Source organism: Streptomyces niveiscabiei (assembly GCF_033794345.1).
GTDB classification, from domain to species: Bacteria; Actinomycetota; Actinomycetes; order Streptomycetales; family Streptomycetaceae; genus Streptomyces; species Streptomyces niveiscabiei.
This window is the reverse complement of the sequence record NZ_JARAYJ010000001.1, coordinates 225,856-246,772: the sequence shown is the minus strand read 5'-3', so window position 1 is coordinate 246,772 and position 20,917 is coordinate 225,856. Positions and strand designations below refer to the sequence as shown.

The following is a 20,917-nucleotide window of genomic DNA, read 5'->3' as shown; positions in this document are numbered from 1 at the left end:
CCGCCCCCACCTCCCAAGGAGTACTCCGGTGCAGAAGAACTCCCGCCCCAACGCAGGCCAGTTGTCACGCCGTCAGATCCTGGCCGCCGCCGGGTTCGTCGGCCTCGCCACCCTCACCGGCTGCGGCAGCGGCGACGACGGCGGCGACTCCAAGGACCTCTCGAAGAAGCGGAACGGCGCGATGGAGGACTTCCGCGTCGGCCAGCAGTTCAAGGCGACCAAGCCGCTCTCCTTCGACGTCCTGCACAACGACAACCCGGCCTACCCGATGAAGACGGGCTGGCTGTTCTGGAAGGAGGTGGCCCGGCGCACGGGCGTCACCCTCAAGCCGATCTCGGTGCCGCTCAGCGACTACGAGAAGAAGCGCAGCCTCCTCATCGGCTCCGGCGACGCGCCCTTCCTGATCCCCAAGACCTACCACCCCTCCGAGGCCGCCTTCGTCTCCTCCGGCGCGATCCTCCCGGTCAGCGAGTACCTCCACCTGATGCCCAACTTCCAGGACAAGGTGAAGAGATGGAAGCTGGAGCCGGAACTCGACGCGATCCGCCAGTCCGACGGCAACTACTACCTGCTGCCCGGCCTCCACGAGAAGCTCAAGTCCGGCTACTCCATGGCGTTCCGCACGGACATCCTCCAGAAGCACGGCCTCGCCCTGCCCACCACCTGGGACGAGGTCTACACCGTCTTCAAGGCCCTCAAGTCCGAATACCCCGACCGCTACCCCTTCTCCGACCGCTGGAACGTCAACACCCCGTTCCCGCCAGGGGCGTTCTTCGGCTACCTCGGCCAGGCGTACGGCATCCAGGCCGGCTGGTCCTACGACAACCTCAGCTGGGACGCCGCCAAGAAGGAGTTCGTCTTCACCGGGGCCCGTGACGAGTTCCGGCAGATGGTCGAGTTCGTCGCGAAGCTGGTCGCCGAGAAGCTCATGGACCCCGAGAGCTTCACCCAGACCGACGACAACGCGCAGCAGAAGCTCCTCGCCGAGAAGTCCTTCGCGATCAGCGCCAACCCGCAGGTCCTGGTCCAGGAGTACCGCTACAACCTGAGCAAGCAGGTCAAGGGCGCCACCATCGAGATGGTCCCGGTGCCGCTGGGCCCCGCCGGACCCGTCGTGCTCGGGGGCGGCCGGCTGGAGAACGGCCTCATGATCTCCAGCAAGGCCCTCAAGAGCGACGACTTCGTCGCCATGATGCAGTTCGTCGACTGGCTCTGGTACTCCGACGAGGGCCAGCGGTTCTGCAAGTGGGGCGTCCAGGGCACGACCTACACCTACAGCGGCGGCCAGTACAAGCTGGAGCCCGGCATCTCCCTCATGGGCTCGATCCCGGATGCCCCCAAGGACCTCCAGAAGGACTTCGGCTTCTTCAACGGCGTGTTCACGTACGGCGGCAGCTGGGCGCTGGTCTCCTCGAACTTCAGCCCCGACGAGAAGAAGTTCCAGGACGCGATGGCCCAGCGCAAGGAACTCCCCGTCGCCCCCGCCCACCCCCTCGAATCCTTCGAGCAGGAACAGGCCACCCTCTGGGACACCCCCCTCAAGGACCATGTCGGCCAGAACACCCTCCAGTTCGCCCTCGGCAAGCGTCCGCTGTCCGAATGGGACTCCTACGTCTCGGAGTTGAAGTCCAAGAACATGGACCAGCTCGTCGCCCTGCACAACAAGGCGTACCAGCGCTACCAGAAGGAGCACGCGTGATCCGCGTCCCCGCCGAGCCGACCGGCCCCTTCTCCACCGCCTGGCGCCACTGCGTCGGCACCGGCCGGACCGAACTCGCCCTGCGCCGCGACTACGCCGACTCCCTGAAGCTGGTCCAGCGCGAGATCGGCTTCCGGTACATCCGGGGCCATGGCCTGTTCGGCGACAGCATGGGCGTCGTCCGCCCCTACGAACACCAGGGCACCCGGCGCCTCCACCACAACTTCACCTACGTCGACCAGATCATCGACTCCTACCTGGAGCTCGGCATCCGCCCCTTCCTCGAACTCGGCTTCATGCCCGAGGAGTTGGCCTCCGGCTCGCAGACGGTCTTCTGGTGGAAGGGCAACGTCACCCCGCCCCGCGACCACCGGGAGTGGGCCGACCTGGTCCGCGCCACCCTGACCCACCTCATCGACCGCCACGGCCTCGACGAGGTCCGCACCTGGCCCATCGAGGTGTGGAACGAACCCAACCTCGACCTCTTCTGGGAGAACGCCGACGAAAAGGCGTACCACCAGCTGTACGAGGCAACCGCCCACGCCGTGAAGGAAGTCGACGCCGGTCTTCAGGTAGGCGGCCCCGCGATCTCGCCCGGCGCCGACGAATGGCTGCCCCGCTTCGCCGAGTTCGCCGACCGCAACGACGTACCCCTCGACTTCGTCTCCCGGCACGCCTACACCTCCGGCCCCGCCCAGCGCGTCCCGTTCACCTCGTACCAGACCCTCGGACCGGCGCGCGGCCTCCTCGACCAGTTCGCCACCCCGCGCCGCCAGCTCGAAGGCACCCGGTACGCCGGACTCCCCGTCCACATCACCGAGTTCAACTCCTCCTACTGCCCCGACAACCCGATCCACGACACCGCGTTCAACGCCGCCTACCTGGCGCCGGTCCTCGCGGAGGGCGGCGAGCTGGCCGACTCCTTCTCCTACTGGACGTTCAGCGACATGTTCGAGGAGGCGGGCGTCCCGACGGCCCTGTTCCACGGCGGCTTCGGCCTCTTGACACACCGTCAAGTCAAGAAGCCCACCTTCCACCTGTACGCGTTCATGGCCCGCCTGGGCGAGGACCTCCTGTCGAGGGGCGACCACCACCTGGTCACCCGGCACCGGGACGGCCGGGTGACCGCCCTGTGCTGGGCCCCGGTCGACCCCACGGGAGAGACGCCGGGCCCAGCTCACCACGAGGTCCACCTCTCGATCCCGCTCACCGGGGCAGAGGCGTTCGTACGCCGCTCGACGGTGGACGAGGACCACGGCAACGCGTACACGGCATGGCGCGAGATGGGCAGCCCGCGCTCCCCGAAACAGGGCCAACTGGACATGCTGTACGAGGCGTCGGAGCCGGCCCGCACGCACTGCCGCGTACGGCTGGAGGACGGCCGGGCAGACCTCAAGCTGACGCTGGCCCGCAACGAGATCACGCTCGTGGAGCTGGCGCCCGTGGCGGACGAGACCTTCGCATGGCGGGACGAGAGGCGGCTGCTGGGGAGGGAGGTGTGATGAGCGCCAACAGTGCGATCACTTCTTTCGGTACGGGTCCCCTCTCCCGTACCGCCGTTCTCATCCACACCCTCCTCACCACCGAAGTCCTCCTCCTCGTCACCGCGTCCCCCGGCCTGATCCCCCTCTTCCTCATCGGCCCCACCCCCCTCACCGCCCTCTTCCTCCTCCCCCTCGGCCCCGCCGCCTCCGCGGCCCTCTACGCCCTCCACCACCGCGGCACCGACCTCACCGACCTCCACCCCACCCGCCTCTACCTCCAGGGCCTGCGCCTCAACACCCTCCCCGCGCTGAAACTCTGGACTCCCCTCCTGGTCTGGCTGACGGTGACCGCCTTCACCCTCACCCACTTCCAGGCCACCGGCCTCCCCACCTGGTGGGCCCTGATCATCGCGGCGACCGCCCTCACCACCCTCCTCTGGGGCGCCCACGCCCTCGTCCTCACCTCCCTGTTCACGTTCCGCGCCAGGGACACGGCCCGCCTCGCCGCGTACTTCCTCCTGCGCCACGGCAAGGTCACCCTGGGCGCCCTCTCGCTGCTGATCGTGACCGGCGCGATGACGGCCCTGCTCACGGAAGCGCTCCCGGCGCTCCTGTCGGCCCTCCTGCTCCTCTCCCTGCTGCACACCGCCCGCCCGGTGATCGCCGAGACGAAGGAGAACTTCACCGCATGACCGACACGATCCGGTACGGCGGCGACTACAACCCCGAGCAATGGCCCCGGGAGGTCTGGACGGAGGACCACCGCCTGTTCGACGAGGCCGGCATCGACACCCTGACGGTCGGCGTGTTCATCTGGTCGCTGACCCAACCGGCGGAGGACACCTACGACTTCACGGTCCTGGACGACATCCTGGACCGCGCGGCGGCCCACGGCCGAGGCGTCTGCCTGGCGACCGGAACCGCGGCCCTGCCCCCCTGGCTCGCGAAGAAGTACCCGGAGGTCAACCGCACCGACTTCGAGGGCCGCCGCCACCGCTACGGCCAGCGCCACAACTTCTGCCCCAGCTCCCCGGCCTACCGCCGCCTGTCCACGGCGCTGGCGACCCGCCTCGCCGAACGCTACGCCACCCACCCGGCGTTGCTGGCCTGGCACATCAACAACGAGTACGGCGGCGCCTGTTACTGCGACCTGTGCGCGCAGGCGTTCCGGGACTGGCTGAAGACCCACCACGGCACCCTGGACGCCCTCAACGACGCCTGGTGGACGACGTTCTGGTCCCACCGCTACACGGACTGGGCCGAGATCGAACCCCCGAGCGCGCTCACCGAGCACTGGCGGGGTCCCGACCACACCGCGTTCCAGGGCATCACCCTGGACTACCAGCGGTTCATGACCGACGCCCTCCTCGGCTGCTTCACGGCGGAGAAGGCGGCGATCCGGGAGCACGACCCGGAGACGCCGGTGACGACGAACATGATGGGCACCTACCGCCCCCTGGACTACCACCGCTGGGCCCCGCACCTGGACTTCGCGTCCTGGGACAACTACCCGCCCCTGGACGCCCCGCCGACCCGCCCGGCCCTCGCCCACGACCTGATGCGCGGCCTCAAGGACGGCGCCCCCTTCTGGCTGATGGAGCAGACCCCGTCCACGACGGCGTGCCGCGACGTCAACCCCCTGCGCCGCCCCGGCGAACTGCGCCTCGCCACCTGGCAGGCGGTCGCGCACGGCGCCGACGCGGCCCTGTACTTCCAGCTGCGCGCCTCGCGCGGCGCCTGCGAGAAGTACCACGGCGCGGTCATCGGCCACGCCGGCCGCGCCGACACCCGCACGTTCCGCGAAGTCGCCGCCCTGGGCCGCGAGCTGGCCGACCTCGGCGCCCTCACGCTCGGCGCCCGCACCCCCGCCCGCACCGCGCTCCTCTTCGACTGGGACAGCTGGTGGGCCCTGGAGCTCTCCGACGGCCCCTCCCGCCTCGTCCGCTACCTCGACGTCGTCCACGCCTACTACCGCGCGGCCCGCGAGGCCGGCGCCGACGTGGACGTCGTCCCCGTCACCGCCGACCTCACCCCGTACGACGTCGTCCTCGCCCCCGCCCTCCACCTCGTCAAGGGCGACCTGGCGACCCGCCTCGAAGCGGTCGCGGAGCGCGGCGGCACCGTCCTCGCGACGTTCCTGTCCGCCCGCTCCGACGAACACGACCGCGCCTTCCTCACCGACCTCCCCGGACCCCTCGCCTCCCTCCTGGGTATCAGGATCGACGAGTGGGACTCCCGTCCCCCGGAGGTCGTACAACCCGTGGTACTTCCGGACGGCCCCGCGTCACAGGCCCGGCTGGTCTTCGAGATCGTCCAGCTCAAGGGCGCCCACCCGGTGGCCCCCTACGGCGCGGACTTCTACGCCGGTACGCCCGCCGTCACCCGCAACCGCTACGGCGGCCACGGCGGCGAGGGCTGGTACGTCGCCACGGCCCTCGACCAGCCCGGCGTCGACCACGTCGTGCGCCTCGTCCTCGCCCGCCACGACCTGATCGGCCCCTACGCCGACCACCCCGCGGTCGAGACCGCCACCCGCGTCACCGAGGACGGCACCCCTCTCCTCTTCCTCCTCAACCACGCTGCGGAGACAGCCGAGTTGACCGCCCACACCACGACGACCGACCTCCTCACCGGCAAACGGACCGAGGCCGGAGCCCCCCTCGTCCTCGACCCGCTCGGCGTCGTCGTCCTCAAGACCGACCAGTAGCCGGTCAGTGGACGACCCGCCCCCGCTCGTCCGCGATCCCCGACTTGCGGAAGAAGTACGTGTTCACCTGATCCCGCCACTCCCGGGCGCAGCGCACCTGCTCCTCGAACCGCTCGACCCCCCGCGCGAACCGCTCCGGCTCCACCACCCCCTTGAGGCCCGCCCACACCCGGCGGGCCTCCTCCGCCTCCTCGACCCCCTCGAAGTGCGTGTCGTAGATGTGCTGGATCACCGTCTTCCCGCTCCTGAGCACATGCCCGTACGGCACATGGTGGAAGAACAGCAGCAGTTCGTCGGGGCAGGACTCCACCGACTCGTACACCGACGCCCACGGCTCCCCGTACTGCCCCGCGTACCCGGTCCCCGTCGCCACGCTCCGGTCTACCCCGACCCCGTCCCGGTCGGCGAAGTGGTACGTCCCCCACGGGCTGTACTCGTACCCGTCGACACTCGGCCCGTAGTGATGCCCCGGCTGCACCATGAACCCCACCCCGAGCGGCGCCGTGTACTTCTCGTACGTCGCCCAGGACCCGGCGAGAAGCCGCCGCAGCCCGTCGAACGGGCCCTCGCCGAAGGTCAGCCGGAGCCACTCGTCCAGGATGTCCAGCGGCTCGGCGTCGGGCTGCCACGCCAACCGGCCGAACGTGTACAGGTTCGCCTGCGCGAGCGGGTGCCCCGTCCAGAACGGGTCGTCCCCCACGTTCGACACGGCGACCAGCTCGCCCGCCAACTCCCCGACACACGGCCCCTGTTCACCCCGAGGCCTGAACCGCAGCACCTCGCTCCACATCGGCCCCAGCCAACAGGCGTGCCGCTGCTGCCCGGTGTACTCCTGCGTCGCCTGCACCTCCACCGCGAACCGTGTCCGGGGCAGCGCCCCCAGCACCGGCGACACCGGCTCGCGCGTCTGGAAGTCCATCGGCCCGTGCTTCACCTGGAGCACCGCGTTCGCCGCGAACCGCCCGTCCAGCGGCGCGAAATGGTCGTACGCGGCCCGCGCCCGGTCCGTCGAGCGGTCCCGCCAGTCCTGCCGGTGGTCGTACACGAACGCCCGCCAGTGCACCGTCCCTCCGAACGGCGCGAGCGCGGCGGCCAGCATGTTCGCCCCGTCCGCGTGCGAACGCCCGTACGCGAACGGCCCCGGCTGCCCCTCGGAGTCGGCCTTCACGACGAACCCCCCGAAGTCCGGGATCGCCTCGTACACCCCCCGCACGGCCCCGGCCCACCACTCCCGCACCCCCGCGTCCAGCGGATCGGCGGTCCCCAGCCCGCCCAGCACGATCGGCGCCGCGAACGTCACCGACAGATGCGTACGGATGCCGTAGCCCCTCAACACGTCGGCTATGAAGGCGACTTCACCGATCCGCTCGGTCAGCAACCGCGCCTCCACCGCGTGCACATTGACGTTGTTCACGGCGACGGCGTTCACCCCACAGGCCGCGAGCAGCCGCGCGTACGCCCGCACCCGCGCCGCATCCCCCCGGGCCCGCCCGTCCGCCCAGAACACCGACCCGCCCGCGTACCCCCGCTCCACCTGCCCCATCACCGGGTGCACGGCCACGTTGTCCCAGTGGTCCACCATCCGCAACGGCAGGGCGGGGGAGTGGAGTTCACTGCGCGGCGGTCCACCGAACGCGGCCTCACCGAGGCGGACGACGTGAAAGAGCCCGTAGAGCAGCCCGGCCCCGCCGGACGCGGTGACCGAGGCACGGGTACCGTCGAAGGCGAAGGTGAACTCCTCGCCAGAGCCGGTGAGTTCGCCGGACCTCCCGTCCAGCAGCAGGTCGTACACCCCCGCCGCGCCCCCTTCGGGGACGATCTCCCCACCGAACCGCCCGCACGCCGTCCGTACCTCCTCCCGCACGGTCTCCACCAGCCCCCCGCCCCCGCGCACGCACACCCGCCGGACCCCCACCGCCCGGAACACCTCCGGCGGCAGCCACGCGGCATCGAGGCGGTCGAGACTCTCGGACGACGGCATGAATCCCCCCAACTCGGCGGCTCGCACGGACCACCACGAACGGGTGAAACCGCTTGCCCCACCGGGGCCTCCCCACCGCTCGGACACCCTGGACCGGACAACGTTTTCCACTGGGCGGTACAGGAATCAATAGGTGGCCAAGTGGCCTGTGATGTCAAGGACGTTCACCGGGGAAAGCGTTTGCGGTGGCGCGAATTCGGCAGCGGGGTGCCGTGGCGGCCGTCCGGATTTCCACGAGGTCTCAACTTGGAAAACAGGCTTGGCCAACCTTGCATTCGATCTTGCTCCCTCCCCGGGAAATGGACTATACCTGTCGGCGTTTCCTGCACGACCCTGCTTGACCCGACGCGGCCCCGGAACTGATCCGGCGCCGCCCTGAGTCCTGGAGAAGGCGAGGACTTGAGCATGGGATCCACACCCGCAGAAAGCCGGGGACCGGCAGGCGTCGGCCGCCGGACGATGATCAGAACCACCGCGGCGCTCGGACTGGTCTCCGCGCCCGCGCTGTCGTTCCTCACCTCCTGCGCCAGCAGCGGCGGCGACAGCGAGGAGAAGGCGAAGACCGGCACGAAGACCGCGAAGAACCCGCTCGGCGTCGACGAGTCCGCGAACCTGGAGTTCGTCCTGTTCGACGGCGGCTTCGGCACCCAGTACGCCAAGGACGCGGTCACGTCGTACGAGAAGGCGTTCCCCAAGGCCGAGGTGAAGTTCTCGGCCACCCAGAAGATCCAGTCCGTCCTCCAGCCCCGCTTCAACCAGGGCACCCCGCCCGACCTGATCGACAACTCGGGCGCCGAGCAGATGGACATGGGCATCCTGTCCAGCAAGAAACAGCTCACCGACCTCACCCCCCTGCTCGACGCCCCCTCCTACGACGACCCGGGCAAGAAGGTCCGCGACACCCTGCGCCCCGGCATCGTCGAGATGGGCCAGCTCGACGGGGCCCCGGTGTGGATCCTGTACTACGCCTACACGGTGTACGGCGTCTGGTACTCCCAGAAGGCGCTGGACGCCCTCGACTCGGCGTACCCGGAGACCTGGGACCAGATGCTCGCGGTCTGCGAGAAGGCCAAGAAGAAGGGCATGGCGGGCTGGACGTACGCGGGCAAGTACCCGTACTACCTGCCGTTCTCGCTGTACCCGATGATCGGCAAGGTCGGCGGCCGTGAGGTCCTCGACGCGATCGACAACCTGGAGCCGAACGCCTGGCGCAACCCGGCGGTCAAGACCTGCTTCGAGGCGTACTACGAGCTGTACAGGAAGGGGTACGTCCTCAAGGGCACTCCCGGTCTCGACCACATCCAGTCGCAGACCGCGTGGGCGCAGGGCAAGGCGCTCTTCCTCCCCAACGGCTCCTGGGTCGAGAACGAGTCGGCGAACGTCATCCCCGCCGACTTCGATCTCGCGGTCTCCGCGCCGACCGGCATCGACGCCTCCGACAAGATGCCGTTCGGCACGATCTGGGCCTCGGGCGGCGAGCCGTTCATCGTGCCCTCGAAGGCGGCCAACGCGCTCGGCGGCATGGAGCAGCTGCGGATCATGCTCAGCGAGGCGGCCTCGCGGAACTTCACCTCGAAGGTCAAGTCGCTCAGCGCGTACAACGGCGGCACCGACGGGATCACCCTCACGCCGGGCCTCAAGTCGGGCGTCGCCGCGCTCCAGAAGGCGGGCGACAACGTCCTCAACCCGCGGCTCCAGGACTGGTACGTGAAGCTCCAGAAGGAGCAGATCGGGGTCTCCGGACTCGGCGAGATGATGGCCGGACGGCTCACCCCGGCCGAGGCGATCAAGAAGATCCAGGGATACGCCGACGCCGCCGCGAAGGACACGTCCATCAAGCACTACAAGCACCAGTAAAGGCAGCGGTGGAGCGATGCGGCACGGCCAGTACCGGTTCATCGCGGGGTTCCTCGCCCTGCCCCTGGGGCTGTACGCCCTGTTCGTCCTGTGGCCGTTCGTCCAGTCGATCTACTACTCGTTCACCGACTGGACCGGCCTGAGCCCCGAATTCAAGATGGTCGGATTCGCCAATTACCGGCGGATGTTCCACGACGACGTCTTCTGGAAATCGCTCCAGCACAGCCTGCTCTTCGCGCTCGTGCTGCCGCTGGTGACCATCGGACTCGCCCTCTTCCTCTCCTACATGATCAATGTGGGCGGCCGGCGGAGAAAGGGCGGACCCGCGATCACCGGGGTCCGGGGATCGTCGTTCTACAAGATCGTCTATTTCTTTCCGCAGGTCCTGTCGATCGCCATCGTCGCGCTGCTGTTCGCCTTCGCCTACAACCCGGACAGCGGCGCGATCAACTCGATCCTGCGGGGCGTGGGCCTCGACAACGTGCAGCCCCTGTGGCTGGGCGACCCGGATCTCGCGCTGTGGTGCGTGATGGCGGTGCTCGTCTGGTCGACGGTCGGGTTCTTCGTCGTACTGTTCTCCGCGGGCATGGCGTCGATCCCGGCCGACCTGTACGAGGCGGCGCTCCTCGACGGTGCCGGGCGGGCCGCGACGTTCTTCCGCATCACCCTGCCGCTGCTGTGGGACACCGTGCAGTCCGGCTGGGTCTACATGGGCATCCTCGCCCTCGGCGCCGAGTCCTTCGCGGTCGTCCAGATCATGACGGTCGGCCCCGGCGGGCCCGACTACTCGACGACGGTCATGACGCTGTACGTGTACCAGACGGCGTTCCGGGACGGCCAGGCCGCCTACGCCACCACCATCGGGGTCGCCCTCCTCGTCGTCACGCTCGCGTTCGCCGCGGTCGTGATGCGGCTGGGGCGGCGGGAGCGGCTGGAGTACTGATGAAGACGACCGAGGCTCCTCCCGAGGTGAGAAAAACCGGACCGGTCTCCCACCAGGCCACCGAAAAACGCGACCGGGGCGTACTGAACGTCTTCTCCCACGGCGTGCTCATCATCTGGGCGATCATGGTCGTCCTGCCGCTGGTCTGGGCGGTGATGACGTCCTTCAAGACCGACTCGGCGATCTTCAACTCGCCCTGGGCGCTGCCCGACGGGCTGCACCTCGACAACTGGGGGCGGGCCTGGACCTCGGCCCACATGAGCGACTACTTCCTCAACACCGTGCTGGTGGTGGGAGGTTCGCTCGTCGGGACGCTGGTCCTCGGCTCCATGGCGGCCTATGTGCTGGCCCGCTTCGAGTTCCCGGGAAACCGTTTCATCTACTACCTGTTCATCGGCGGCATGAGCTTCCCGGTGATCCTCGCCCTGGTCCCGCTGTTCTACGTCGTGAACAACCTGGGCCTCCTGAACACCATCCACGGCCTGATCCTCGTCTACATCGCCTACTCGCTGCCGTTCACCGTGTTCTTCCTGACGGCGTTCTTCCGCACCCTGCCCACCTCGGTCGCGGAGGCCGCGTTCGTCGACGGCGCCTCGCACAGCCGGACGTTCTTCCAGATCATGCTGCCGATGGCCCGCCCCGCCCTGGTCAGCGTCGGCATCTTCAACTTCCTCGGCCAGTGGAACCAGTACCTGCTGCCCACGGTCCTGAACACGGACCCCGACAAACGCGTCCTCACCCAGGGCCTGGTCCAGCTCGCCGTCAGCCAGGGCTACAAGGGCGACTGGTCGGGCCTGTTCGCGGGCCTGGTCATGGCGATGCTGCCGGTCCTCGCGGCGTACATCGTCTTCCAGCGCCAGGTGGTCGCCGGCCTCACGGCGGGGGCCCTGAAATGAGCCGTGCGGGGCGCTCGGGCGTCCCGCGCCCGCACCGGCGTACACCTGATGAAAGCGGCAGAAAACGCTTGCACAACGGGCGGCCCCGCGCCGTGCCGTCCATCTCCCCGGAAACTGTTCAACCTCTTGACGGGAGGCGACCGGAACGGCTCAGCTTAGAGTTCACTAGTTGGACATAGTCGGGGCCTCGTCGATGCGGCCTCGCGCGCGGGAGGTCGTCGTGGAGACTCCGGGGTCGCAGTCGTCACTGCACAGAGCCAACCTGGAGCGGGTCGTACGGGCCGTGCGGATGGCCGGATCGCTCACCCAGGCGGAGATCGCCCGTACGACCGGACTGTCCGCCGCGACCGTCTCCAACATCGTCCGGGAGCTGAAGGAAGGCGGGACCGTCGAGGTCACGCCCACCTCGGCCGGTGGCCGCAGGGCGCGCAGCGTCAGCCTCAGCGGGGACGCCGGGATCGTCATAGGCGTCGACTTCGGCCACACGCACCTGCGCGTCGCCGTCGGCAACCTCGCCCACCAGGTCCTCGCCGAGGAGGCCGAGCCCCTCGACGTCGACGCCTCCTCCGCGCAGGGCTTCGACCGGGCGGAACAGCTGGTCAGCCGCCTGATCGAGGCGACCGGCGTGGACCGCGCCAAGATCGCCGGGGTCGGTCTCGGCGTACCGGGCCCGATCGACCTGGAGTCCGGGACGCTCGGCTCCTCCGCGATCCTCCCGGGCTGGATCGGCACCCGCCCCGCCGAGGAGCTGCGCGACAGACTCGGCGTCCCGGTCCACGTCGACAACGACGCCAACCTCGGCGCGCTCGGCGAGATGGTCTGGGGGAGCGGCCGGGGCGTCCGTGATCTTGCTTACATCAAGGTCGCCAGCGGGGTCGGCGCGGGCCTGGTCATCAACGGCCGGATCTACCGGGGTCCGGGCGGCACGGCGGGCGAGATCGGGCACATCACGCTCGACGAGTCGGGCCCCGTCTGCCGGTGCGGGAACCGCGGCTGCCTGGAGACGTTCACCGCCGCGCGGTACGTCCTGCCACTCCTTCAGCCCAGTCACGGCCCGGATCTCACGGTCGAGGGCGTGGTGCGGCTCGCGCGCGACGGAGACCCCGGCTGCCGCCGCGTGATCGCCGACGTGGGGCGGCACATCGGCAGCGGTGTCGCCAACCTGTGCAACCTCCTGAACCCCAGCAGAGTGGTCCTCGGCGGGGACCTCGCGGAGGCCGGGGAACTGGTACTGGGGCCGATCCGGGAGTCCGTCTCGCGGTACGCGATCCCCAGCGCGGCACGTCAACTGACCGTGCTGCCGGGGGCGTTGGGTGGCCGCGCGGAGGTGCTCGGGGCGCTCGCCCTGGCCCTGAGCGAGATGGGCGATTCGACGCTTTTGGACGGCACGCTGACCGCCGCGGCACCCGCGTTCACTTAGAGAACGCATTGCGCCGTTGCCATCTCGTTAAGTATTTACTTCTTGACGCCGAACGTACGGCCGAGTTGACTTCCAGCCACCTCGGCCGCAGCGTTGCGGCCCTGTCAGGGAGGCAACCCCAATGAACGCAACGATGCGTAGAGCCGCCATCGGCGCCACCGCCGTCACCATGGCGATCGCCCTGGCCGCGTGCGGCAAGGCCGGTGACGACAAGGACGGCGGCAGCGACGCGTCCTCCGCCGGCACCAACTCCGGTGGAGGCGGCAAGTCCATCGGTCTGCTCCTTCCCGACACCGTGACCGCGCGGTACGAGAAGTTCGACAAGCCGTACTTCGAGGACAAGGTCAAGGCGCTCTGCGCCGACTGCAAGGTCGAGTACGCGAACGCGGCGGCCAGCGCCGCCACGCAGGCGCAGCAGGTCAGCACCATGATCACCAAGGGCGTCAAGGTGATCGTGATCTCCGCCCAGGACTCTGCCGCGATCAAGTCCTCGATCCAGGCCGCGGTCGACAAGGGCGTCAAGGTCGTCGCGTACGACCGCCTCGCCCAGGGCCCGGTCTCCGGCTACGTCTCCTTCGACAACGTCAAGGTCGGCGAGCTCCAGGGCCAGGCGCTGCTCACCTCGCTCGGCGCGAAGGCCACCAAGGCGTCCAAGATCGTCATGATCAACGGTGACGACGCGGACCCGAACGCCGCCGAGTTCAAGAAGGGCGCCCACCAGGCCCTCGACGGCAAGGTCACCATCGCCTACGAGCAGTCCGGCCTGTGGAAGGACACCGTCGCCGCGGAGAAGGTGTCCGCCGCGATCACGCAGCTCGGCGCGAAGAACATCGCCGGCGTCTACGCCGCCAACGACGGCATGGCCGGCGGCATCGCCAACACCCTCAAGGGCGCGGGCATCAGCGGCATCCCGCTGACCGGCCAGGACGCCGAGCTCGCGGGCATCCAGCGCATCGTCGCCGGGACGCAGTCCTCCACGGTCTACAAGGCGTTCAAGCCCGAGGCCGAGGCCGCCGCGACCATGGCGGTCGACCTGCTGAACGGCAAGGACATCGCCTCCCTCGCCACCACCACCCTGACCAGCGGGTCCGGCAACAAGGTCCCGTCCCAGCTGCTGACCCCGGTCTCCGTGACCAAGGCCAACATCAAGGACACGGTCATCAAGGACGGCCTCTACACCGCCGCGCAGATCTGCACCGGCGAGTTCGCGGCCCCCTGCAAGGCCGCCGGGCTCCAGTAGGCGCCACGGGCGAGGAGAAGGGCGAGAGGGTGCCGCGGCACCGGGCACCCTCGTCCCCCTGAGGCTCCTCACCCGGCCCCTGCTCCCCAAGGCTCGTCCGGTGTCCGTCCCACCTCTACGTCCCGCTACCGGGACGGACGCCGGACGGATCAGGGGTGCGCGCCGCCGTTGCCAAGTGCGGTGGCCGCGCGCATGTTCATCTTGTAAACCCTGTGCGCCCATCCGCGCACACACCTCCGCGTCCGTCAGTGCCGGCGCGGCATCCCGCCGGTCAGGCGGCGAAGGAGATGGTTCACGTGTCCGCTACGCCCGTGCTGGCGTTGCGCGGAGTCTCCAAGCGATTCGGTGCGGTCCAGGCCCTCACCGACGTCGATCTGGAGGTCCACGCCGGAGAAGTGGTCGCCCTGGTCGGCGACAACGGCGCAGGAAAGTCCACGCTGGTCAAGACGATCGCCGGGGTCCACCCGATCGACGAGGGCGTCATCGAGTGGGAGGGCGAAGCGGTCAGCATCAACAAGCCGCACGACGCCCAGGGCCTCGGTGTCGCGACCGTCTACCAGGACCTCGCGCTGTGCGACAACCTCGACGTCGTCGGCAACCTGTACCTCGGCCGTGAGCTGCTGCGCCGCGGCATCATCGACGAGGTCACGATGGAGAAGAACGCGCGCGAGCTGCTCTCGACGCTCTCCATCCGCATCCCGAGCGTCCGCATCCCGATCGCGAGCCTCTCCGGCGGTCAGCGCCAGGTCGTCGCGATCGCCCGCGCCCTCATCGGCGACCCCAAGGTCGTCATCCTGGACGAGCCGACCGCCGCCCTCGGCGTCGAGCAGACCGCGCAGGTCCTCGACCTCGTCGAGCGGCTGCGCGAGCGCGGCCTCGGCGTCATCCTGATCAGCCACAACATGGCGGACGTCAAGGCGGTCGCCGACACCGTCCACGTGCTGCGCCTGGGCAAGAACAACGGCTCCTTCCCGGTGAAGGACACCAGCCACGAAGAGATCATCGCCGCGATCACCGGAGCCACGGACAACGCCGTGACCCGTCGTGCGGGACGTCGCACCACGGAGGCTGCGAAGTGAGCGAGACACCCAAGGACACCAAGGTCGAGAAGACCGAACAGGGCGCCAAGGCCGAGCAGGCCGAGGCCGAGAAGACCGCGAAGGCCGAGGTGACCAAGGCCGCCGAGGCCCAGGACACCGTCGCCCCCGCCGACGACCCGACGGCCGCGCCGGTCACCGTCGTCGACCCCCGCCTCCTCGTGCGCGAGGAGGGCTTCAAGGGCTACTGGACGGAGTTCCTGCGCAAGGTCAAGGGCGGTGAGCTGGGCTCGATCCCGGTCGTCCTCGGCCTGATCGTCATCTGGACGATCTTCCAGGTGAAGAACGACCGCTTCCTGAGCGCCGACAACCTCTCCGACATCAGCTACTTCCTCTCGGCCACCGGCATGCTCTCCATCGGCCTGGTGTTCGTGCTGCTGCTCGGCGAGATCGACCTGTCCGTCGGCTCGGTCAGCGGCCTCGCCTCGACGGTGTTCGCGGTGTTCGTGGTCGACCACTCCATGAACCCGTGGCTGTCGCTGTTCCTGACGGTCCTCACAGGCGCCGCGATCGGCGCGCTGCACGGCTGGTTCTTCGCGAAGATCGGCGTGCCCGCGTTCGTCGTCACCCTGGCCGGCTTCCTCGGCTGGAACGGCCTGATGCTGTGGCTGCTGGGCTCCTCCGGCACGATCAACCTCCCCTCGGACTCCGGCCCCGTGCAGATCCTGGGCAAGAGCTCCTTCTTCATGGACCAGCAGATCATCGGCGCCTACCTGCTCGCCGGTCTCGCCGTCGTCCTCTCCCTGGTCGGCAACTTCGGTGAGCAGCGCCGCCGCAAGGAGGCGGGCGTCCCGTTCCGGCCGACCGCCGAGATCCTGATCCGCGTCGGCCTGCTGGCCGTCGCCGCGTTCGTCGCCGCGGCCGTCCTGAACAGCTCGAACGGCGTCTCCAACGCGCTGGTGATCTTCCTCGCGTCCCTGGTGATCGTGGACTTCGTGCTGCGTCGTACGACGTACGGCCGCAAGGTCTTCGCGGTCGGCGGCGGTATCGAGGCGGCCCGCCGCGCCGGTATCAACGTGTCCATGATCCGCATCACCGTCTTCGCGATCTCCGGCGGCTTCGCGGCGGTCGGCGGCATGTTCTTCGCGGGCCAGACGGCGTCCGCGACGCTGAACGCGGGCGGCGGCAACACGCTGATGCTGGCGATCGCCGCCGCGGTCATCGGCGGTACGTCGCTCTTCGGCGGCCGGGGCACGGTGTGGTCCGCGCTCCTGGGCATGCTGGTCATCCAGTCCATCCAGACCGGTCTGTACCTGCTCAACATGGACACGTCGATCCAGTACATGATCACCGGCGGCGTGCTCCTGGGCGCCGTGGTCATCGACTCGGTGTCGCGCAGGAGCCAGAAGGCGTCCGGCCGCGGCTGACCACCTGCCCGACCTGACAGTGCCCGGCACTCGAATACGAGTGCCGGGCACAGTCATGTCATAGGTTCACCGGATGATGGGTACGGCCGAACGAGTGACGTACGACGCACGGCCCGAAGTCAGGCCGCCGGGACGGAACATTAGACTCGTCAAGCCCGGTAACAGCTCGAACAGCTCTACTGCAAGGAGGCACGGGTGCCGCTGCTGACCCGCATCACGGGACCGCGCGATCTGGACCGGCTCAGCCTGGAGGAGCTGGACCAGCTTGCCGGGGAGATCCGGACCTTCCTCGTCGAAGCCGTCTCCAAGACCGGCGGCCACCTCGGCCCGAACCTCGGCGTGGTCGAGCTGACCATCGCCCTGCACCGCGTGTTCGAGTCCCCCCGGGACAAGGTGCTCTGGGACACCGGCCACCAGTCCTACGTGCACAAGCTCCTCACCGGCCGCCAGGACTTCTCGAAGCTCAAACAGAAGGGCGGCCTCTCCGGCTACCCCGCGCAGTCCGAGTCCGAGCACGACGTCATCGAGAACAGCCACGCCTCCACGGTCCTCGGCTGGGCCGACGGCATCGCCAAGGGCAACGAGATCCTCGGCCGGGACGACCGGGTCGTGGCCGTCATCGGGGACGGCGCCCTCACCGGCGGCATGGCCTGGGAGGCGCTCAACAACATCGCCGACGCGAAGGACCGCCCGCTGGTCATCGTCGTCAACGACAACGAGCGCTCCTACGCGCCCACCATCGGCGGCCTCGCCAACCACCTCGCGACCCTGCGCACCACGGACGGCTACGAGCGCTTCCTCGCGCGCGGCAAGGACCTCCTGGAGCGCACCCCGGTCGTCGGCAAGCCCCTCTTCGACACCCTGCACGGCGCGAAGAAGGGCCTCAAGGACTTCATCGCCCCCCAGGGCATGTTCGAGGACCTCGGCCTGAAGTACCTCGGCCCGATCGACGGCCACGACATCGAGGCCCTGGAGTCGGCCCTCGCGCGCGCCAAGGGCTTCGGCGGGCCCGTCATCGTCCACTGCATCACCGAGAAGGGCCGCGGCTACCGGCCCGCCCTCCAGGACGAGGCGGACCGCTTCCACGGCATCGGCCCGATCCACCCCGACACCGGCCTGCCCGTCAAGGCGTCCGGCGCCGACTGGACGTCCGTGTTCGGCGACGAGATGGTCGCGCTCGGCAAGGAGCGCGAGGACATCGTCGCGATCACCGCCGCGATGCTCCAGCCGGTCGGCCTGAAGCGGTTCGCGGAGGAGTTCCCCGACCGGATCTACGACGTCGGCATCGCCGAGCAGCACGGCGCCGTCTCCGCCGCAGGACTCGCGCACGCGGGCGTGCACCCCGTCTTCGCCGTCTACGCCACGTTCCTGAACCGCGCCTTCGACCAGGTCCTCATGGACGTCGCCCTGCACAAGTGCGGGGTGACGTTCGTCCTGGACCGGGCGGGGATCACCGGCACCGACGGCGCCTCCCACAACGGCATGTGGGACATGTCGATCCTCCAGGTCGTCCCCGGCCTCAGGCTCGCCGCCCCGCGCGACGCCGACCAGGTCCGCGCGCAGCTGCGCGAGGCCGTCGCGGTGGACGACGCGCCGACCGTCGTGCGCTTCTCCAAGGGCGCCGTGGGGCCCGCTGTACCGGCCGTGGGGCGGGTGGGCGGCATGGACGTGCTGCGGGAGCCGGGGACGGACTCCCCGGACGTCCTGCTGGTCTCCGTGGGCGCGCTGGCGCCGATGTGCCTGGAGATCGCCTCGCTGCTGGACAAGCAGGGCATCACCACCACGGTCGTCGACCCGCGCTGGGTCAAGCCGGTCGACGAGGCCATGGCACCGCTCGCCGAGCGGCACCGGGTCGTCGTCACCGTCGAGGACAACTCCCGCGTCGGCGGCGTCGGTTCGGCCGTCGCGCAGGCGCTGCGGGACGCGGGCGTCGACGTACCTCTGCGTGACTTCGGCATCCCGCCGCGCTTCCTCGACCACGCCTCCCGCGCGGAGGTCATGGCGGAGATCGGGCTGACCGCGCCGGACATCGCGCGCCAGGTCACCGGCCTCGTCTCGAAGCTCGACGGCAAGTACGGGACCGCCGCCGAGGTGGGTTCCGTGGAGCCCGCGCGCGACTGACACGCCTGGATGGGCCGGATTCTTCACTACTTAGGGTGATGGATTCGGCCCATTCGCGTTAACGGAGTGAAAGCCGGGAATACGACCTACGCCCCTCTCGATGATCAGGCGTGGGAGGTCAGACCCGTGAGCAGCAGCATCTTCCGGACGAAACAGGTCGAGCAGTCGATCGAGGACACCGAGGAGCCCGAGCACGCCCTCAAGAAGTCCCTGTCGGCCCTCGACCTGACGGTCTTCGGCGTCGGTGTCATCATCGGCACCGGCATCTTCGTCCTGACCGGCACGGTCGCCAAGAACAACGCGGGCCCGGCCACCGCCCTCGCCTTCGTCGTCGCCGGGACCGTCTGCGCGCTCGCCGCGCTGTGCTACGCCGAGTTCGCGTCCACGGTCCCGGTGGCGGGCTCCGCGTACACGTTCAGCTACGCCTCGCTGGGCGAGCTGCCCGCCTGGATCATCGGCTGGGACCTGGTCCTGGAGTTCGCGCTCGGCACGGCGGTGGTGGCCGTCGGCTGGTCCGGGTACATCGCCTCGCTGCTCGACAACGCGGGCTGGCACCTGCCGGCGGCGCTCAGTGGCCGGGACGGCGCCGACGGCTTCGGCTTCGACATCCTCGCCGCCGCCCTCGTCCTCGTCCTCACCGGCATCCTCGTCCTCGGCACGAAGCTCTCCGCGCGCGTGACGTCGCTCGTCGTCGCCATCAAGGTGACCGTCGTCCTCGTCGTCATCATCGCGGGCGCCTTCTTCATCAAGGGCGACAACTACGACCCGTTCATCCCGAAGTCCCAGCCGGTCGAGGCGGGCGGCGACCTCCAGTCCCCCCTGGTCCAGCTCATGTTCGGCTGGGCCCCGTCCAACTTCGGCGTGATGGGCATCTTCACGGCCGCCTCCGTCGTCTTCTTCGCCTTCATCGGCTTCGACGTCGTCGCGACGGCTGCCGAGGAGACCAAGAACCCCCAGCGCGACATGCCCCGCGGCATCCTCGGCTCCCTCCTGATCTGTACGACGCTGTACGTGGCCGTCTCCATCGTCGTCACCGGCATGCAGCGCTACACGGACCTCTCGGTCACCGCGCCGCTCGCGGACGCCTTCAAGGCCACCGGACACCCCTGGTTCGCGGGGTTCATCAGCTTCGGCGCGGCGGTCGGCCTGACCACGGTCTGCATGATCCTGCTCCTGGGCCAGACCCGCGTCTTCTTCGCGATGAGCCGCGACGGGCTCCTGCCGACGTTCTTCTCCCACGTCCACCCCCGCTACCGCACCCCGCACCGCCCCACGATCCTCCTCGGCGTCGTCATCGCGATCGTCGCCGGATTCACCCCGCTCAGCGAACTCGCCGAACTCGTCAACATCGGCACCCTGTTCGCGTTCGTCGTCGTCGCCATCGGCGTCGTCCTCCTGCGCCGCTCCCGCCCCGACCTGCCCCGCGCCTTCCACACCCCCTGGGTCCCCCTGATCCCGATCCTCTCGGTGGCCGCCTCCCTGTGGCTGATGCTGAACCTGCCCGCCGAGACCTGGCTGCGGTTCGGGATCTGGATGGCGATCGGGTTCGCGGTGTACTTCCTGTACGGGAGGCGGAACAGCAAGCTGGAGCAGCGGGGCGGGGGAGTGCCGGCCGGCAAGTAGGCACGGGCGGACGGGCCGGCGCCGACCGCCGACCCTGCGGTCAGGACCGGGCCGCTGGTGCCGCGGCGCGGGCCCGGTGCTCGCGGATCTCGTCGTGGTGGTCGGTGGCCCAGCCGATCAGGGAGGTCACGATCTCGTGGAGGCCGCGGCCCAGCGGGGTGAGGGCGTACTCGACGCGCGGTGGCACCTCCGCGTACGCGGTGCGGGTGATCAGGCCGTCCTCGTGGAGCTGGCGGAGCGTGAGGGTGAGCATCCGCTGGGAGATTCCGGGGACCTGGCGCTGTAGGTCGGTGTAGCGCAGCGGGCCGGCCTCCAGCACCGCGATGAGCAGCAGGCTCCACTTGTCGCCGACGCGGTCGAGGACCTGCCGGATGAACTCCATGTGCTCGGCGGGGATGCGGGCACAGGGCCCCACCGCCGCCGCGCCGCCCGAACTGCCGGTGACCTCCATGACGCACATTCCTCTCCGGCACGAACACCGA

At 69.4% G+C, this 20,917-nt stretch carries 15 protein-coding genes; 13 read left to right on the top strand and 2 right to left on the bottom strand.

Translation table 11 applies throughout. The features are described from left to right. The first annotated feature begins 28 nt into the window (after nt 1–28). The 4 genes from PV682_RS01030 to PV682_RS01015 are packed head-to-tail and all read left to right on the top strand — an operon-like array spanning nt 29 to nt 5,890. On the top strand, nt 29–1,699 hold the full coding sequence (locus PV682_RS01030; RefSeq protein WP_319722952.1) for an ABC transporter substrate-binding protein: 1,671 nt from the start codon (nt 29–31) through the stop codon (nt 1,697–1,699). Beyond that, the gene (locus PV682_RS01025) at nt 1,696–3,201 is read left to right on the top strand and encodes a GH39 family glycosyl hydrolase (RefSeq protein ID WP_319722950.1); all 1,506 of its coding nucleotides are present in this window, start codon (nt 1,696–1,698) and stop codon (nt 3,199–3,201) included. Before PV682_RS01030 ends, PV682_RS01025 begins: the two co-directional genes overlap by 4 nt. Further along, the gene (locus PV682_RS01020; RefSeq protein ID WP_319722948.1) at nt 3,201–3,875 is read left to right on the top strand and encodes a hypothetical protein; all 675 of its coding nucleotides are present in this window, start codon (nt 3,201–3,203) and stop codon (nt 3,873–3,875) included. The genes PV682_RS01025 and PV682_RS01020 overlap by 1 nt, the downstream gene beginning before the upstream one ends. Further along, nucleotides 3,872–5,890 carry a beta-galactosidase gene (locus PV682_RS01015; RefSeq protein ID WP_319722946.1) on the top strand — a complete coding sequence of 673 codons (2,019 nt, stop codon included), beginning with the start codon at nt 3,872–3,874 and terminating at the stop codon, nt 5,888–5,890. The genes PV682_RS01020 and PV682_RS01015 overlap by 4 nt, the downstream gene beginning before the upstream one ends. A 4-nt stretch (nt 5,891–5,894) precedes the next feature. Here PV682_RS01015 and PV682_RS01010 read toward each other — a convergent pair whose 3' ends face one another. Then, nucleotides 5,895–7,871: an alpha-glucuronidase gene (locus PV682_RS01010; protein ID WP_319722944.1), complete on the bottom strand. Its 1,977-nt coding sequence runs from the start codon at nt 7,869–7,871 to the stop codon at nt 5,895–5,897. Between the two features lie 405 nt (nt 7,872–8,276). Here PV682_RS01010 and ngcE point away from each other — a divergent pair, with 405 nt between their 5' ends. The 9 genes from ngcE to PV682_RS00965 all read left to right on the top strand — a co-directional run bounded on the left by ngcE (nt 8,277) and on the right by PV682_RS00965 (nt 20,435). Further along, nucleotides 8,277–9,728 carry an N-acetylglucosamine/diacetylchitobiose ABC transporter substrate-binding protein gene (ngcE, locus tag PV682_RS01005; protein ID WP_319722942.1) on the top strand — a complete coding sequence of 484 codons (1,452 nt, stop codon included), beginning with the start codon at nt 8,277–8,279 and terminating at the stop codon, nt 9,726–9,728. A 16-nt stretch (nt 9,729–9,744) separates the two neighbouring features. Next, nucleotides 9,745–10,671 carry a carbohydrate ABC transporter permease gene (locus PV682_RS01000; RefSeq protein WP_319722940.1) on the top strand — a complete coding sequence of 309 codons (927 nt, stop codon included), beginning with the start codon at nt 9,745–9,747 and terminating at the stop codon, nt 10,669–10,671. After that, a complete protein-coding gene (locus tag PV682_RS00995; RefSeq protein WP_319722938.1) occupies nt 10,671–11,567 on the top strand; it encodes a carbohydrate ABC transporter permease in 897 nt (298 codons plus the stop codon). The genes PV682_RS01000 and PV682_RS00995 overlap by 1 nt, the downstream gene beginning before the upstream one ends. 220 nt (nt 11,568–11,787) lie before the next feature. Then, nucleotides 11,788–12,987, top strand: a complete 1,200-nt coding sequence (locus PV682_RS00990) for an ROK family transcriptional regulator (protein WP_319723338.1) — start codon at nt 11,788–11,790, stop codon at nt 12,985–12,987. Nucleotides 12,988–13,108: 121 nt separating this feature from the next. After that, nucleotides 13,109–14,227: a sugar ABC transporter substrate-binding protein gene (locus tag PV682_RS00985; RefSeq protein ID WP_319722936.1), complete on the top strand. Its 1,119-nt coding sequence runs from the start codon at nt 13,109–13,111 to the stop codon at nt 14,225–14,227. A gap of 287 nt (nt 14,228–14,514) precedes the next feature. Continuing rightward, nucleotides 14,515–15,306, top strand: a complete 792-nt coding sequence (locus PV682_RS00980) for an ATP-binding cassette domain-containing protein (RefSeq protein WP_079056669.1) — start codon at nt 14,515–14,517, stop codon at nt 15,304–15,306. Nucleotides 15,307–15,395: 89 nt separating this feature from the next. Next, the gene (locus PV682_RS00975) at nt 15,396–16,691 is read left to right on the top strand and encodes a sugar ABC transporter permease (RefSeq protein ID WP_319723336.1); all 1,296 of its coding nucleotides are present in this window, start codon (nt 15,396–15,398) and stop codon (nt 16,689–16,691) included. A gap of 195 nt (nt 16,692–16,886) precedes the next feature. Next, complete coding sequence (gene dxs / locus PV682_RS00970; RefSeq protein ID WP_055718643.1) at nt 16,887–18,812, top strand: 1-deoxy-D-xylulose-5-phosphate synthase; 1,926 nt, start codon at nt 16,887–16,889, stop codon at nt 18,810–18,812. 126 nt (nt 18,813–18,938) lie between these two features. Beyond that, nucleotides 18,939–20,435, top strand: coding sequence for an amino acid permease (locus PV682_RS00965; protein ID WP_319722935.1), 1,497 nt, complete (start codon nt 18,939–18,941; stop codon nt 20,433–20,435). 40 nt (nt 20,436–20,475) lie between these two features. Here the strand turns inward: PV682_RS00965 and PV682_RS00960 are convergent, their stop codons facing one another. Continuing rightward, entirely contained in the window at nt 20,476–20,886 is a 411-nt protein-coding gene (locus tag PV682_RS00960; RefSeq protein ID WP_319722933.1) for a winged helix-turn-helix transcriptional regulator, read from the bottom strand. Between the last annotated feature and the right edge of the window lie 31 nt (nt 20,887–20,917).